The sequence below is a fragment of the Lyngbya sp. CCY1209 genome (assembly GCF_035615495.1).
Taxonomy (GTDB): Bacteria; Cyanobacteriota; Cyanobacteriia; order Cyanobacteriales; family Microcoleaceae; genus Limnospira.
This window is the reverse complement of record NZ_JAJENU010000379.1, coordinates 18,838-32,785: the sequence shown is the minus strand read 5'-3', so window position 1 is coordinate 32,785 and position 13,948 is coordinate 18,838. Positions and strand designations below refer to the sequence as shown.

General features: G+C 54.7%; 11 protein-coding genes. 9 read left to right on the top strand and 2 right to left on the bottom strand.

The window, feature by feature from the left end; genetic code table 11:
* The first annotated feature begins 2 nt into the window (after positions 1–2).
* The 5 genes from cbiB (at position 3) to LKE08_RS10865 (ending at position 5,659) form a co-directional block, all read left to right on the top strand.
* A complete protein-coding gene (cbiB, locus tag LKE08_RS10885; RefSeq protein WP_324704244.1) occupies positions 3–995 on the top strand; it encodes an adenosylcobinamide-phosphate synthase CbiB in 993 nt (330 codons plus the stop codon).
* A gap of 101 nt (positions 996–1,096) precedes the next feature.
* Positions 1,097–1,633: a bifunctional pyr operon transcriptional regulator/uracil phosphoribosyltransferase PyrR gene (gene pyrR / locus LKE08_RS10880; protein ID WP_324704243.1), complete on the top strand. Its 537-nt coding sequence runs from the start codon at positions 1,097–1,099 to the stop codon at positions 1,631–1,633.
* A 177-nt stretch (positions 1,634–1,810) separates the two neighbouring features.
* Positions 1,811–2,890 carry a type 2 isopentenyl-diphosphate Delta-isomerase gene (gene fni, locus LKE08_RS10875; RefSeq protein WP_324704242.1) on the top strand — a complete coding sequence of 360 codons (1,080 nt, stop codon included), beginning with the start codon at positions 1,811–1,813 and terminating at the stop codon, positions 2,888–2,890.
* 76 nt (positions 2,891–2,966) lie between these two features.
* Positions 2,967–4,778, top strand: a complete 1,812-nt coding sequence (sppA, locus tag LKE08_RS10870) for a signal peptide peptidase SppA (protein WP_324704241.1) — start codon at positions 2,967–2,969, stop codon at positions 4,776–4,778.
* Between the two features lie 53 nt (positions 4,779–4,831).
* Entirely contained in the window at positions 4,832–5,659 is an 828-nt protein-coding gene (locus tag LKE08_RS10865) for a DUF3598 family protein (RefSeq protein ID WP_324704240.1), read from the top strand.
* A 2-nt stretch (positions 5,660–5,661) separates the two neighbouring features.
* Here LKE08_RS10865 and ileS read toward each other — a convergent pair whose 3' ends face one another.
* A complete protein-coding gene (gene ileS / locus LKE08_RS10860) occupies positions 5,662–8,544 on the bottom strand; it encodes an isoleucine--tRNA ligase (RefSeq protein ID WP_324704239.1) in 2,883 nt (960 codons plus the stop codon).
* Positions 8,545–8,756: 212 nt separating this feature from the next.
* Here ileS and psb30 point away from each other — a divergent pair, with 212 nt between their 5' ends.
* Positions 8,757–8,888, top strand: a complete 132-nt coding sequence (psb30, locus tag LKE08_RS10855; RefSeq protein WP_324704238.1) for a photosystem II reaction center protein Ycf12/Psb30 — start codon at positions 8,757–8,759, stop codon at positions 8,886–8,888.
* A 70-nt stretch (positions 8,889–8,958) separates the two neighbouring features.
* Here the strand turns inward: psb30 and LKE08_RS10850 are convergent, their stop codons facing one another.
* The gene (locus LKE08_RS10850) at positions 8,959–9,363 is read right to left on the bottom strand and encodes a DUF4346 domain-containing protein (protein WP_324704237.1); all 405 of its coding nucleotides are present in this window, start codon (positions 9,361–9,363) and stop codon (positions 8,959–8,961) included.
* A gap of 303 nt (positions 9,364–9,666) precedes the next feature.
* Between LKE08_RS10850 and LKE08_RS10845 the strand changes: the two genes are divergently transcribed.
* The 3 genes from LKE08_RS10845 (at position 9,667) to LKE08_RS10835 (ending at position 13,864) form a co-directional block, all read left to right on the top strand.
* Positions 9,667–12,957, top strand: coding sequence for a ribonucleotide reductase N-terminal alpha domain-containing protein (locus LKE08_RS10845; RefSeq protein ID WP_324704264.1), 3,291 nt, complete (start codon positions 9,667–9,669; stop codon positions 12,955–12,957).
* A 284-nt stretch (positions 12,958–13,241) separates the two neighbouring features.
* On the top strand, positions 13,242–13,403 hold the full coding sequence (locus tag LKE08_RS10840) for a ribonucleoside-diphosphate reductase (RefSeq protein ID WP_324704236.1): 162 nt from the start codon (positions 13,242–13,244) through the stop codon (positions 13,401–13,403).
* Between the two features lie 254 nt (positions 13,404–13,657).
* Positions 13,658–13,864, top strand: a complete 207-nt coding sequence (locus tag LKE08_RS10835) for a ribonucleotide-diphosphate reductase subunit beta (protein ID WP_324704235.1) — start codon at positions 13,658–13,660, stop codon at positions 13,862–13,864.
* Positions 13,865–13,948 lie beyond the last annotated feature (84 nt).

The following is a 13,948-nucleotide window of genomic DNA, read 5'->3' as shown; positions in this document are numbered from 1 at the left end:
AGATGAGCGACATCAATTCAATGGCCGTTTTGGCGATCGCGGCTTTTTTAGATTACCTGATCGGCGACCCGTGGAATTGGATACATCCGGTGCAGGTGATGGGGTGGGCGATCGCCCAATTGACCCGGCCGGTCTTCCGATACTTGAGAGCCCCTTTCTCTCAGAAGCTGGCCGGTATTTTACTCGGTTTCGGGGTCGTGATTGGTAGCGGATTTACCAGTTGGTCGATCGTCCGGGCGATCGCGGTTCTTCCCGGATCATTTCCCCTCCATCCAATTTTGGACATTGCAGTACAAAGTATTCTCCTAGCCAGTTGTTTTGCCGCCCGGAGTTTGAGACGGGCTGCAAAGGACGTACTCGACCCCCTCGAAGGCGGCGATTTGCCGACGGCCCGAGGGCGATTGAGTCAGTATGTGGGTCGAGATACCGAACAGTTATCCGAGTCGGAAATTTGGCGGGCTATCTTAGAAACGATAACAGAAAATGCCACGGATGGGGTGACGGCCCCGCTGTTTTATGCCATCCTCGGCTTGGCGATACCGGGAATCGGAAGTGTCCCCCTGGCGATCGCCTACAAAGCGGCGAGTACCCTCGATTCAACCATCGGTTATCGAGAGGCTCCTTACACCGATATCGGGTGGTTTAGTGCGAAATTTGAAGATTTTCTAACTTGGCTTCCCTGCCGTCTGACCGTCCTCACCATCGCTCTGTTATCCAAACAACCCAAACGGGTTTTAAAAATTTGTCGGCGGGATGCCATTCACGACCCGAGTCCCAACGCCGGTTGGAGCGAATGTGCCTACGCCGCCGCCCTCGGCGTGCAGTTGGGGGGAATCAATCGATATCGGGGACAAATCAAAGAAAAACCCAAATTGGGAGATCCGATTCATCCGATTACATCGGATACCATCGACGCGGCCTTGCAGATGACCCGTTTTTGCATTTTCTTATGGTTGGGATTGGCGATCGGTATCGGTTGGATGCTGCGGGGGTAAAATTCTACCGCATCGGAGCGATTGATATCCGTTTTGATTCTAAAATGCAATTGAATTCGCCTTCCATTTGACCCCCCGTCGGAATCTGCCCGTTTTGAACCATGACGAAACTTGTCGAAATCCTCTCCCCCGAAGAACTGCGTCGGACGGTGAACCGTCTGGCCTCCCAAATTGTGGAACGGGCCGGAGATTTGTCCGATCTGGTTTTATTGGGAATCTACACCCGCGGCGTCCCCCTCTCGCAACGGCTGGCCAACCAGATCGCCCTCCTGGAACAGTTGGAAGTCCCCATCGGCGCCCTCGACATCACCTTCTACCGGGACGATTTGGATAAGGTGGGGATGCGGACGCCGGCCCAGACCCGGATTCCCTTCGACCTGACGGGCAAAACCGTGGTTTTGGTCGATGATGTCATTTACAGCGGACGCACCATCCGGGCGGCGCTGAATGCGGTGATCGAGTACGGGCGCCCGGAAGCCATCCAACTGGCGGTTTTGGTCGATCGCGGCCACCGCCAACTCCCCATCCAGGCGGATTTTATCGGCAAGGAGCTCCCCACCTCCCGGGAGGAACAGGTGCGGGTGTATCTGGAAGAGGAGGACGGGTGCGATCGCGTGGAGTTGATCGCGCCGTTGTAAATTCGGAGAAAGAAACCGGGTTTCTAGAAGGCGTTTGGGTTTCCCACCGAGATCTGAGTAGAAACCCGGTTTCTAGTTATCGCCGGTTTCTCGGCGAGGTAAGAAATATTTCGATTTCAGGAACGGACATCCAGATTGAGGGATACTGAATAACGTGCAGTTTGCGTTTTGCCAGCAATGTCTCGACCACCCACACCGACCAACCGGCCGTCTGATTCCGTTGACTCCTCCGGCCAGACCCAAAGCCGCAAGGCAGACCACCTGCGAATTTGTTTGGAGGAGGACGTGCAGTTTCGCCGGCAGACGGCGGGATTCGATCGCTACCGGTTCATCCACTCCTGTCTCCCGGAAATCAATCTCAGTGATGTGGACATCTCGACGGAATTTCTGGGAAAATCCCTCGGGGCGCCGCTGCTGATTTCCTCGATGACCGGGGGCACCGAACAGGCGAAGCTGATCAACACCCGCCTCGCCAAAGTCGCCGAGCGACACAAAATCGCGATGGGAGTCGGTTCCCAGCGGGTGGCGGTGGAAAGGCCGGAGGTCGCCCCCACCTTCGCGGTGCGATCGCTGGCCCCGGATATCCTGTTGTTCGCCAATTTGGGGGCGGTGCAACTCAACTACAGCTACGGTTTGGAACAGTGTCGGCGGGTGGTGGATCTCCTGGAGGCCGACGCCCTGATTTTGCACTTGAACTCGCTGCAGGAGTGCATCCAGACCGAGGGCGACACGAATTTTCGCGGATTGCTTGACAAAATCAACGACTTGTGCTATGAACTCCCTGTCCCGGTGATCGCCAAGGAAGTGGGCAACGGCATTTCCGGGCAGATGGCGGAAAAACTGATCGCGGCGGGGGTGTCGGCGATCGACGTGGCGGGGGCGGGCGGCACGTCCTGGGCGCGGATCGAGGGGGAACGGGCGAAAGATCCCCGAGGGCGGCGATTGGGGACCACCTTCGCCGACTGGGGTTTGCCGACGGCGACCTGTCTGAAACAAGTGCGGGCGATCGCACCCGAGATCCCCCTGATCGCCTCCGGGGGACTCCGCAACGGGTTGGACGTCGCCAAAGCGATCGCCCTGGGGGCGGACTTGGCGGGGTTGGCCTGGCCGTTTTTGCAGGCCGCGGCCGAATCGGAGGCCGCCGTCGATAGCCTGTTGGAAATGTTGGTGGCGGAACTCTCCACCGCGCTATTTTGTACGGGGAATGCGACTCCGGAAGCCCTGAAGCGATCGCGGGCCTTGGAAGAATTAAAATAGATAAAATAGATCTAAAGAATCAGTTGACGCTCACGGTTCTCAGATTCGCTCCCACTCCTACACCGCACCTCTCCCCATGAAAGACTTTCTGAAATACACCCTAGCCAGTCTGGTCGGAAATCTCCTGGGACTGATTCTCCTGACGATATTCGGCATCGGGGGACTGGCTTTTTTGATCGTGGCGAGCACCTCCAAGAAGGCGGAAACCGGTCTGACGGACAAATCCGTGCTGGTTTTCGACCTCTCCCTCGGCATCAGCGACACCTCTCCCGAATCCACGGCGCCGGAAGTGTTGCAAAAGACTCTGGCCGAAGACCCGACGGGTTCGATGCAGTTGCGGTTGTTGTTGGAAACCCTCGCGCGCGCCAGCCAGGACGATCAAATTGTCGCCCTGTACCTGCGGGGGGCCAGTGGCACCACCCCCACGGGATTTGCCAACTTGAAAGAAGTCCGCCAAGCTTTGGAACGGTTCCGGGAAGCGGGCAAAACCATCATCGCCTACGATACCGACTGGACGGAACGGGAATATTATCTCGCTTCGGTCGCCGATACCGTCGTCATCCACCCGATGGGAACGGTGGAAATGAACGGACTCAGTTCGGAAACGATGTTTTTGGCCGGGGCGATGGAAAAATTTGGCGTCGGGGTGCAGGTGACGCGGGTCGGCGAATATAAATCCGCCGTCGAGCCGTTTTTACGGCAAGAAATGAGTCCGGAAAATCGCGAACAAACCCGGCAATTGCTGGCCGACCTGTGGGGGGAATTCGTGCTCCCCATCCAGGAAAGTCGCAGTTTGAGCGCCCCGCAGGTTCGGGAAATTGTCGAGCAGAACGGGATTTTGGTAGCCGAAGATGCCGTCGATCGCCAACTCGTCGATCGCATCGCCTACACGGATGAAGTCGCGGCCGACTTCCGCGAACTGACGGGAGAAAAGGAGAAAGAAAAACAACCCTTCGAGCAAATCGGAGTCGCGGCCTACGCCAAAACGCCGGAGGTGGTGAAAATGGCGGCGGGGGATGTCACCAGCCGCAACACCATTGCGGTGGTTTACGCCGACGGGGAAATCGTTGACGGCCGGGGTTTGAGCAGTCAAATTGGGGGCGATCGTCTGGCGTCGGAGTTGCAGAAATTGCGCCGAGATGAAGACGTGAAAGGTGTCGTCCTGCGGGTGAACAGTCCGGGGGGCAGCGCCACGGCCTCCGAGGTGATCGGGCGGGAGGTGGAGTTGATGCGGGAGGAAAAACCGATCATGGTTTCGATGGGCAATTACGCCGCATCGGGGGGCTATTGGATTTCGATGGCCGGCGATCGCATTTTTGCCGAACCCAACACGATCACCGGCTCGATCGGGGTGTTCGGACTCTTATTTAATCTCCAAGAAATTGCCAACGAAAATGGCATTACCTGGGACGGGGTAAAAACGGGACCTTTCGCCGATCTCGATTCCTCCAGCCGCCCGAAAACCCCCGAAGAACTCGAACGGATTCAGGCGATCGTGGATCTGATTTACGATCGCTTTATCGCCGGGGTGGCGGAGTTCCGAAAATTGCCGGAAACCCAGGTCGAGGAAATTGCCCAGGGCCGCATCTGGTCGGGGATGCAGGCTCAGGAGTTGGGGTTGGTGGACGAGATCGGCGGTTTGGAAGATGCGATCGTCGCCGTCGCCGAAAAAGCGGAACTCGGAGACGATTGGAAAATCGAAGAATATCCGAAAACCCGCAGTTTCGAGGAACGGCTTTTGGAAAGTCTCGTCATCGGAGAAGTCGGACAAACCGATCCCCTCACCGCCGAACTGATGCAACTTTACCAAGAACTGGCGGTTCTCCGAAATCTCAACGATCCCCGGGGGGTTTATACTCGGTTGCCGTTCAATTTGCGAATTGACTGAGGGAACCTGACGAAATTCCGAATGCAGAATTTTAGAAGGGCGGGAGATTTGAGATGCGATCGCAGTGGGAAAATTTTCTGACGAATTTGGGAGACTGGGAGGGTTCGTTTACTCAAGTTTCTCCGGCGGGGGAGATTTTGAAGGATACCCCCAGTCGGCTGTTGTTGGAAGGGTTGGAGGATGACAAAGCCGTCCGCCTCACCCTGCGGCGGTTTCCCCCCGACTCCCCCGCCGATGAGGTGGTGCGGGAGTATCGATCGCTGGGAAAGGATATTTTATTTTTTGATGGCGGCGCGTTTTCCCAGGGCACGATTCAACGCAGTCCCCTGTCCGCGTTCGGTGCGGAGTTCGGGTTTGTGGCGGACAATCGTCGCCTGCGTCTGGTGGAGATCTTCACCCCGGAAGGAGATCCCGATCGCTTCACCCTAATCCGGGAAAAAAGGGCGGGCACGGATGCCCCGGAACGTCCCCCCCTGACGCTGGAGGCGTTGCTGGGGACTTGGGAAGGGGAGGCGGTGACGATTTCTCCGAGTTGGCTGTCTCCGGATATCGTCCCCACCCGGTTGGAGTTGCGGTTGGACGGGGGGGGACGGCTGGTACAAACGTTGGAATTTGGCACGGTTCGGGTGTGCTCGACGGCGCGAATTGAGGACTCCAACCTCTATTTTGATGACGGTTCCCCACCCGTGCGGGTGTCGATGTTGCCGGACGGGGCGTCGGCGACATTTCCGGAACGGGCACCGAGGGGAAACCCGTTCTTTTTGGAGGCGGGTTGGCTGGTGGAAGACAATCGGCGCGATCGCCTGATCCGGCGTTACAGTGAGACGGGGGAATGGCTGAGTTTGACGTGGGTGCGGGAACGAAAAGTCGGTCAAAAATGAGTTTAAAATTCACCGCCCAAAGCCGAAACACAGCGTTCGCAAATGGTCGGATCTTCGGAGGACTCGCCCACATGGACGGAGTAATTCCAACAGCGATCGCACTTTTCCCCGTCCGCTTTCACCACCCCCACCCCGAGGGGTTCGGACTCCATTTTGTACTCCAAACCTTTCAGGGGTTCGGTACTCTCCAACAATTCCACCTGGGAGGAAATGAACAGATAGCGTAATTCGTCAACGCCGTTATTTTCTCCGAATGCCGGATTCATCCCTTCCAACTGTTGCCGCAGTCCCTCATCTTCCACATAAAGCAACACCTTCGCATCCAAAGAAGACCCAATCGCCTTATCCTTCCGCGCCTGTTCCATCACCTGGTTAACCTCGCCGCGGATCTCCCGCAGCTTTACCCAAACTGTCGCCAAATCGGGCTGTTTCCAGGTGTCGTCCAGCGTCACCCAGCCGGACTCGAACACGGATAAATAAGACGTGGAATAGGGCAGATTTTGCCAGATATCCTCGGCCATGTGGCACAAAACCGGCGCGATCGCCTTCGCCAAATTCTCCAGCGCGATCGCCAACACCGTCTGACAACTGCGCCGCCGGAATGAATCCGCCGCACTGATATAGAGGCGATCCTTGGCGATATCCAGATAAAAGTTAGACAAATCCACGACACAGAAATTCTGCACCATTTGGAAAAACCGGAAAAATTGAAACTTCTCGAAAGCGTCCGTCACCTCGGCAAACACTTCGGTAATCCGGTGCAACATATATTTGTCTAAATCCGGCAGTTTGTCATACTCGATCGCATCTTTTTTGGGGTCAAAATCGTGCAGATTTCCTAATAAAAATCGCGCCGTATTCCGGATCTTCCGGTACACATCCGACATCTGTTTGAGGATATTTTTACCCAGCGGAACGTCGGCGGAATAGTCCACGGAAGACACCCACAGCCGCAAAATATCCGCGCCGTAGGGCGGTTCCTGCTGCTGATTTTTACCCCCCTCAATCACGATCGCCGGATCGACCACATTGCCCAAAGATTTGCTCATTTTTTGTCCCTTTTCATCCAAGACAAATCCGTGGGTCAAAACGGTTTTGTAGGGGGCAAATCCGTTATTGGCGACACTCGTTAATAAGCTGGATTGGAACCAGCCCCGGTGTTGGTCCGACCCCTCCAAATACATCTCCACCGGATAGCCCAATTCTTCCCGCCGTTGGGCCACCGCCGCCCAGGAAGAACCGGAGTCAAACCAGACATCCATCGTGTCCGTGCCCTTGCGGTAGGTTTTGCCATTATTGCGGTAGGATTCGGGCAGTAATTCCTCGACGGACAGTTCCCACCAGGCATCCGATCCGCGATCGCCGATAATGTTTTGAACGTGGGCGATGGTTTCTTCCGTGAGCAAAGCTTCCCCAGTTTCTTCATCATAAAAAACTGGGATGGGAACCCCCCAACTGCGCTGTCGGGAGATGCACCAATCGGAGCGATCGCCCACCATCGGCGTGATCCGGTTTTCCCCCTGGGCGGGAATCCAACGCACATCTTTAATCGCTTTTAAAGCCTCCTCCCGGAACCCTTCCACCGAGGCGAACCATTGTTCCGTCGCCCGGAAAATCGTCGGCTTTTTCGTCCGCCAATCGTAGGGATATTTGTGCTGGTAGGGCTCCTCTTTAATTAAAGAACCGATCGCCTGCAACGCCTCGATCACCGCCCCGTTGCCCTCTTTGAGCACGTTCAACCCGGCGAACTGTCCCGCCTCCTCGGTGAAGTTGCCGTTGCCGTCCACGGGGGACAAAATCGGCAAACCGTAGCGCCGCCCCACGATGTAGTCTTCCTGGCCGTGTCCCGGTGCGGTGTGCACCAAACCCGTCCCGGATTCGGTGGTGACGTAATCCCCGCCGATGACAACCGGACTTTCGCGATCGAACAGCGGATGCTTGTAGGTGCAATTTTCCAGGTGTTCCCCTTTCACCGTGGTTTTCACGGTCAAATCGCGCCCGAAGGTGGCTGAGAGGCGTTCCACCAATTCCGCCGCCACGATCAAATATTTGAAGTGGACGGGAGTTTCGCCCTCGCCGGTTTCCACCACGGCGTAAGTCAATTCCGGGTTGAGGGCGACGGCCAAATTTCCGGGAATCGTCCAGGGTGTCGTCGTCCAGATTGCCACCCCCAATTCCGGCAGATAGGGGGTCAATATTTCCTTCACCGGTTCCGCCGCACCCGTCACCTGGAAGGCGGCGTAGAGGCTGCGGGAGGTGTGGCCCTCGGGATATTCCAATTCAGCCTCGGCGAGGGCAGTTTGGGAACTCGGGCTCCAGTGGACGGGTTTCATGCCCCGGTAGATGTAACCTTTGAGGACCATCTGGCCGAAGACGCCGATCTGGGCCGCTTCGTATTCGGGCTTCAGGGTCAGATAGGGGTCGTCCCAGTCCCCCCAAACGCCATATCGCCGGAATCCGGCCTTTTGCTCTTCGACGGTTTTCAGGGCGAAGTCCCGCGCCTTCTGGCGCAGGGTGAGGGGGGTGAGTTGTTCCCGCTCCTTCTGCTTCATGTTTTGCAGGACTTTCAGTTCGATGGGGAGTCCGTGGCAGTCCCAGCCGGGGACGTAGCGAACTTTCCGCCCCCGAAGCATTTGGTAGCGGTTGATAATGTCCTTGAGAATCTTGTTCAGGGCGTGGCCGATGTGCAGGGCGCCGTTGGCGTAGGGGGGGCCGTCGTGCAGGATGAAGCGATCGCCGGGATTGCTTTCGGACAGGCGTTCGTAAATTCGGTTTTCGGCCCAGAATTGTTGCAGTTGGGGTTCCCGTTTGACGGCGTTGGCCCTCATGTCAAACTTGGTCTTGGGTAGGTTGACCGTGTCTTTGTAGGATTTTTGTTCGGTCACGGTAGGTACTGAATGATTCTCTAAGGTGGGCGTTGTGAGACATTTTAACCCCGTTGGGGTCGCGTTAGCACGGGGCCGCGATCGCAAAAGGCGATCGCAGTATTGAGTTTTGTAACGTTCCTTAAAATAACGGCGCGATCGCCTGATATGATAAACCCTTGGTTTGTATCATCAGCTTTTTTTGACTGAATCCGGTTTTGTTGGGAGGCACAATGGACTTTATTACAAACTTGTTCAGCAGCATCAATTTTGAACTGATTGCCCAGTTACTCATGCTGTCGCTGATCGTGATTGCCGGTCCGGTGGTGATTGTTCTGCTGGCGTTTCGGGGTGGCGATCTCTAATTCGTTTCCACCCCTGGCGTCGGTCGCCGGGAGGCCGGGTTGACTCGACCCGAGCCTCCTCATTTTTGGGTCAATCTTGGATGTATTCCTGTCCGCCGTTCAACGCCATTTCCGCCCGCACGAATTCCCGTCCTAGGTACAGGGCGTGATCGTAACAAGTCAGGGGACAGGGGTCGGCTTCTTCGGTGATTTTGATCCCCAGTTCCTTGGCGGTTCTGCCCCGGTAGATGCCGATGGGGGTACGTTTGAGGGGCCCCTTGCAGGGGAAGGGTTCCCCGGTGTCGGGATCGACGGCGAGGCCCTTTTCGTTGATGTCGTTGCTGTAGTGTTCCGCGCAAATCAACCCGGCATCGCGATCGATGTAAATGATAAAGTAGCCCGCCGGGTCCAGCTCGATAAAACGCTGCGAGAGCTTGTCGTCCAGGGCGGCTCGGTCTTCGGGGGTCAGGTTTGGCGTCGTTGATTGGGTAGCCACAATAGTCAAATTCTGCGATCGTCAAAGATATCCATCATAACACTGGATTAATTGATAATTGATAGTTGACAATTGATAATTTTAAATTTTTAGCCCCACCCGATCCCCCGGATTCGGGGCGGTTGGTATGACTTTATACAGATTTTCGATTTGAACTTTGAGATCGCCCGATCGCCTTACACACGTTGAGATACACCAGATATAGCGGAAAAAAAAAATTTTGTCAATACCTGTCACCAGATATAGATTTGCAGTACATTGGGAAAGCGTTACTTAACACTTCTCGAACCGATCATGCAGATCATGCAACAGACCCTTTCGCCCACAGCCGATAGCCCCTTCAACGGCAAAATTGAGGTGATCCGGCGCGATGGATCGCCCACTCCCCTAGACGTCTCCAAAATTCGTGCTGTCGTGAATTGGGCCTGCGCGGATTTGGACGCCAACCCCATCACCTTGGAAGCCGGACTCACCACCCGCCTCAGAAACGGAGTCACCACCCGCGAAATTCAAGATAACCTGATCGGCTGTGCCCTGGAGTTGTGCAGCCCTTCGGACCCGGACTGGCGCTATGTGGCCGGGCGCCTGCACATCTGGAGTCTGTGGAAAGATACCCTCGTCAGCCGCGGATACGAGTATGGGGATTACGCGCAAACCGTCCGCACCAAAGTTGAGGCGGGTCAGTACGACGATCGCATTCTAACCTACACTCACGAGGAATTGCAGGAGGCCGGAACCTGGATTAAACCGGAGTGGGACAAGGATTATGATTATGCCGGGGCGGTGTTACTCACCAAGCGGTATCTGTTGCCGGAAGAACTGCCCCAGGAGGCCCTGCTGACCTGCGCCCTGTTGCTGGCGGCGGTGGAGGCCCCGGAAAATCGCCTGTTTTGGGCCAAGAAATTCTACGAAGTGATCGCCCGCCGTCAAATTTCCCTGGCGACACCGATTTTGGGCAACCTGAGAATTCCCCACGGGTCCCTGAGTTCCTGCTTTATCATGGGCATGGACGACAATCTGGAGAACATTTTCGACACCATCAAAGATGCCGCCCGCATCTCCAAAAATGGCGGTGGTGTGGGGGTTAATGTCAGCCCGGTTAGGGCGACGGGTAGCTGGGTGATGGGCAAAGCCAACACTTCTGGGGGGGTAATTCCCTGGATTAAATTGCTCAACGATACCGCGATCGCCGTCAACCAGGGGGGCCGCAGGGCCGGGGCGATTACCGTCAGTCTGGACGTGTGGCATTTGGACGTCCCGGAATTCCTGGAAATGCAGACGGAAAACGGCGACCAGCGTCGCAAAGCCTACGATATTTTCCCGCAATTGGTGATTACTGACGAGTTCATGCGACGGGTGCGCGATCGCGGGGATTGGACCCTGGTTGACCCCTACGAAGTCCGCACCAAATTGGGGATCGAATTGGCCCAATTGTGGGGCGAAGAATTTGAGAGGGCCTATCAAAAAATCGAAGCCGCCGTCGAGTCGGAATTGGTGCTCTACAAGCGGATCAACGCCCGGGAACTGTTCAAAACGATCATGCGATCGCAGGTGGAAACGGGGATGCCTTATCTGTGGTTTAAAGATACCTCCAACCGCGCCAACCCCAACCAACACGAAGGTTATATTCCGGGGGGCAATTTGTGTGTCGCCCCCGAAACCCGAGTCTTGACTGACCGGGGACAAATTCCCATCGTTGACCTCAAAGATCGATACGTTAACGTCTGGAATGGGTCTGAGTGGTCTAACGTCTTGGTGCGGAAGACCGGGGAAAATCAACCCCTGCTCAAAGTCCACTTTAGCAACGGGGTGAGTCTCGAATGTACCTATTACCACCATTTCTGGATTCAGGACTCCTACAAATCCCAGCCCCGGCGTGTTGAAGCGAGCGAGTTGAAGCCCGGTGACAAGCTGATTAAATATCAGCTACCTTTGGTTGAGTCTGAAGATGACATCGACTTTCCCTATGCTTACACCTCCGGTTTCTTTACCGGCGACGGAAGCTACTCGGGTGAGGGGTTGCCCGAGTTAGATTTGTACGGGGTCAAAAAAGAGTTGTTGAGCCAACTCGATGTCCGGAACAAACGTCAGGGGAGCCGTTGGTATTCTCGGGAGACTGGGGCGATCGCCGTCTGCGATGATATCAAGCAAGACCGTCTCGTTTGCAAGCTACCCCCAGACATTCCTAAAAAATACACGGTTCCGTTGAACGGCTATACCTTGCGCTCTCGGTTGGATTGGCTGGCTGGGTTGCTCGATTCTGATGGCTGTGTTTACCGCAACGGTGTAAACGAAAGTCTGGCGATCGTGTCAACCCAAAAAAGATTCCTGCTCGACGTTCGTTTCATGTTGCAAACTCTCGGTGTTGACTCGAAAGTTGGTCAACACGTTGAAGAAGGATGGCAGCCCATGCCTGACGGTAAAGGGGGGTACAAAGACTACCGATGTCAAAGTGCTTACCGTCTTACTATCTCGTCTAACGGGTTGAACCGGCTGTCCGAGTTGGGACTTCAAACACATCGACTGAGTTGGAATCCGCGCAAACCTCAGCGGAATGCCAGCCACTTCATCAAGGTCGAACGAGTCGAGCTAACCTGTCGTCGGGATGACACCTACTGCTTCACTGAACCCAAGCGTCACCTGGGAATGTTTAATGGGATTCTAACAGGGCAATGTCAAGAGAGCTGGTCTAATGTCAAGCCGGGGGAAGAGAGCCACACCTGCAACCTCAACAGTTTAAACTTGGCGAATTTGGACTTAGAAGATCTCCCCCAAGTTTGCGCGATCGCCGTGCGGATTTTGGACAATACCATTGAGTTGAGCCACCCTCCTTTTGAAGGTAGCCGCGTCCATAACGACAAATATCGCACCATCGGCGTCGGCGCGATGGGGTTGGCGGACTGGCTGGCGAAACGTCGCCTCTCCTACCGCGACTTGCGGGAAATTAGCCACCTGTTTGAGGATATCGGATTTTATTGTACCCAAACCTCGATGGAATTGGCGAAGGAACGGGGCGCTTATCCGGCATTTGCGGGCAGTTCCTGGAGTGAAGGAAAGTTGATCGGCGCCAAGCCGGTGGAGTGGTTTTTGGATCGCGCCTACTATCCCGAACGGTGGCAGCAGTTGAGCGAAGATATCAAAAAATATGGGATTAGAAATTCCCATATAACTGCGATCGCGCCCAATACTTCCTCTTCCTTGGTTCAGGGCTGCACCGCCAGCGTCCTGCCCTGCTACAGTCGCTTTTTCTACGACAAATGGGCGAAAGGAACCGTCCCCATCGCTCCTCCCTTTATCAAAGATTACTTCTGGTTTTACCCGGAAAATAAAACCCTTAACCAGCAAGTGGTCGTCGAGGCTGTCGCCACCATGCAGCAGTGGATCGATACGGGGATTTCCATGGAACTAATGTTCAACTTAAATCAGGGCATTTACTTCCCCGAAGAACCCGATCGCTGTATCAAAGCTAAAGACATCTTTGAAACCCTCATGGGCGCCTGGGAACAGGGCTGCAAAGCCGTCTATTATGTGAGGACGGTGCAGCGGGACAGCTTTAAAGAAGCGGACGATGCCTGCGTGGCTTGTGCGAATTAGCGATCGTCTCATTTTGTGATAACGCGGGACTCAATGAAGGGCCTCCGGGCGAAAGCCGGGGGTCTTTCATGGTCAATTTAAAAAGAATTCGTTATAATACTCATTGTCACCAAATCCTCGGTCGGGAGAATCCCTGATTTTCCAGTCTTTGTTTGGTGTTTTTGCCGCCGATTAAAAGCCGATTTTTCAGCTTTTTTTAATCGCAGCAAATAATCTATTCTCTAGATGGAAAAATGTCGCTCATCCTCAATTTTAACGGTCACAACAACAAAGAAGTTACCCAAATGCCACTCAATCCCATCTTCAACCCCGATGGGAATGATGACGTCGAACACCGTTCGATGTGGTTTGGAGAAACTACCAACCTGATGCAACTCAACGATGTCCGCTATTCTTGGGCGGTTGGCTTGTACAAACAAATGCGCGAGAATTTCTGGGTTAACTAAATCAAGGGTAGCCCAGACTAAATCCCCTGAAAACGGTGGAACTCTGAGCAGACAATACCGTGCCAAGCTCACTAAAAATGAGAAGGTGTAGAGACTAACCCGAAAGGGTGTAGGCTGTAAGCGATCGACAGTCGAAGCGGGGGACATCTAAACCTTTAGATGATGATATAGTCCGATCTGTGTGGCGACATACAGCAGCTTGAATAAAGCGGGTAAAGCCTAGCGAACTTTACCGAACACGATGACCCGAAAAATTGGACATCACCCAGGATGTGGTGGATTACACGAATTTAACCCCGGATGAACGGGTTGCATTTGACGGAATTCTGTCTTATTTGACGTTCTTGGATTCCATTCAAACCTGCAACATTCCGTACATTAAAAACAGCGTCACCGCCCCCGAAGTTAGCCTGTGCATGGCGGAACAAATCTCCCAAGAAGGAATGCACAATCAGAGTTAATCGATAGCTCCTTCAGTCGGTAACGGCTGTCGAAAACTCCTCTAATTGCTGGGAACTCTCTGTTAATTAGAATATAATAGAGAC

Coding starts and splice junctions, on each gene's coding strand:
- LKE08_RS10865 (WP_324704240.1), top strand. CDS start 4,832: ATGCGATCGCAGTGGGAAAATTTTCTGACGAATTTGGGAGACTGGGAG.
- LKE08_RS10845 (WP_324704264.1), top strand. CDS start 9,667: ATGCAACAGACCCTTTCGCCCACAGCCGATAGCCCCTTCAACGGCAAA.
- fni (WP_324704242.1), top strand. CDS start 1,811: ATGTCTCGACCACCCACACCGACCAACCGGCCGTCTGATTCCGTTGAC.
- pyrR (WP_324704243.1), top strand. CDS start 1,097: ATGACGAAACTTGTCGAAATCCTCTCCCCCGAAGAACTGCGTCGGACG.
- LKE08_RS10840 (WP_324704236.1), top strand. CDS start 13,242: ATGCCACTCAATCCCATCTTCAACCCCGATGGGAATGATGACGTCGAA.
- cbiB (WP_324704244.1), top strand. CDS start 3: ATGAGCGACATCAATTCAATGGCCGTTTTGGCGATCGCGGCTTTTTTA.
- psb30 (WP_324704238.1), top strand. CDS start 8,757: ATGGACTTTATTACAAACTTGTTCAGCAGCATCAATTTTGAACTGATT.
- sppA (WP_324704241.1), top strand. CDS start 2,967: ATGAAAGACTTTCTGAAATACACCCTAGCCAGTCTGGTCGGAAATCTC.